This window comes from Pedobacter sp., from assembly GCF_045628745.1.
Taxonomy (GTDB): Bacteria; Bacteroidota; Bacteroidia; order Sphingobacteriales; family Sphingobacteriaceae; genus Pedobacter.
The window spans coordinates 1-1,811 of the sequence record NZ_JAZQPU010000482.1; the positions used below are offsets into that span (position 1 = coordinate 1).

A 1,811-nucleotide genomic window follows, 5' to 3' on the forward strand; every position below is an offset into this window, starting at 1 on the left:
GACAACCATGGTCATCGGTCGGCTGGACCAGCGCTTAAAAGAAAAGAAAACGCTAAACACGGCGCGAGCAAACTTTCAGCACTATGCCTTTTCTTATTCTGGTGTTTCAGGGGGCAGTGTGGGCCTGTCGCTTTTATGTGCACGACGTTTAACTAACCCAGCAGCAGTAACGGCTACCGACACGCTTTTTTACCCTACTCATTCCCTGCAAATTTTTCATCATGATTACCTCACGGCATCCCTGGTGGGCCTCTTTGGTCGAGATGCCCTCATGTCTCTAATTGGTTTAAACTGGTATGATGACCGTGCACGCTTGCAGGAGAAAAACTGGGAGCTCTATACCGCTGCCTATGAAATTGATTTTACCCTACCCATGATTGCTGCATGGCAAAAGCCACAAAAGGAAGTTCCTTTATTATTCGCCAATACATACGACATCAACACGGGCTACAAAGGCATCATCGCCCCCCTGAGGTTAAGTCAAAAAGATTTTCCCGGCAGCATTTTACTTCATGATTTGATAGATGCCAACCAGGATCTGCGCATCAGCACAGTGGCTTTTGTAAGCTCCAGGTTTCCTTATGTAAGCCCCAGCGCTAAGTTTAACGATCAGCATCATTTTATGGATGGTGGCACCCTTGAAAATTCTGGTGCCGAAACTTCCCTGCAGGTCATCACGGTTTTTAAAAGTGTATTAGACTCCCTGCAGCGCTTTGATCAAACTTTTAAGAATTTAAAGGTGCAGCTTAATATCCTTTCCTTGCCCAATAGCATTCCTGTTTTGGACTCCCTGGAGCGTGTAAAAAACTTATACGAACCTTTGGCACCAGCATTGGGCATCATTAACAGTACCAATGGCAATACATTAAAAGCCGATAGCATCAACCGTTTTCTAGCCAAAAAGAACAATTGGAATTATTTTTCTATCCATCCCAGGGTCAAGAAAATAAAAGTAGCCAATGTATGGCCGGTTTTACCTTTAGGCTGGCAAATATCAGATTATGCGCTGGAGCAAATGGTGCTCAGCGTAAACGAGGAGAACAGGGCAATAGATTCGGTGCTGGCTACTATAATAATTCGTTAGCCAGATTAGCCAAATCACTTCTTTCACCTTTATCCAGGGTGATGTGCGCGTACAAGGGATGTTGTTTAGCACTTTCAATAAGGTAAGAAAGGCCATTACTTTCCGCATCAAGGTAGGGCGCATCAATCTGGTAGATATCTCCGGTAAAGATAATTTTGGTATCTTCTCCGGCACGGGAAATGATGGTTTTTACTTCATGTGGAGTTAAATTCTGTGCCTCATCAATGATGAAGAAAATTTTGCTCAACGTTCTGCCCCTGATGAAGGCCAATGGCGTAATGACAATCTTTTCGGTGCTCACAAAATCATCCAGCTGGCTTTGCACTTTAGGATCATAGTTATACTGCTCTTTGATATAGCGCAGGCTATCCCAGATGGGCGCCATATAAGGATCTATCTTTGATTTAGCATCGCCAGGTAAAAAACCGATATCTTTATTGCTGAGGGGAATGATGGGCCGGGTAACATAAATTTGCCGGTATTTTTTCCGCTGCTCCAATGCACTGGCTATGGCAATGAGTGTTTTCCCAGTGCCAGCGATGCCCTGAATGGTAACCAGTTTTATAGCTGGATTAAGCAGCGCATACATGGCTAGCGCCTGTTCTTCATTTTTAGGTTGTATTTTAAACATGCTGTGCTTGTCGATGCGGTACAGTGAATGCTTCTTCACATCAAAATAAGCAAGCGCATTTTTCTTTCCACTTTTGAGCGTATAGAAATGGTTGCC

At 44.0% G+C, this 1,811-nt stretch carries 2 protein-coding genes; one reads left to right on the plus strand and one right to left on the minus strand.

What is annotated here, in order from left to right; translation table 11 throughout:
- A partial coding sequence (locus ACR2F7_RS17560; RefSeq protein WP_432714836.1) for a hypothetical protein occupies positions 1–1,084 on the plus strand: 1,084 nt, incomplete at its 5' end.
- Here the strand turns inward: ACR2F7_RS17560 and ACR2F7_RS17565 are convergent.
- Positions 1,068–1,811 (minus strand): PhoH family protein (locus ACR2F7_RS17565; protein WP_432714837.1); only part of this gene is annotated, 744 nt, incomplete at its 5' end. The two genes, ACR2F7_RS17560 and ACR2F7_RS17565, sit on opposite strands and share 17 nt — an antisense overlap.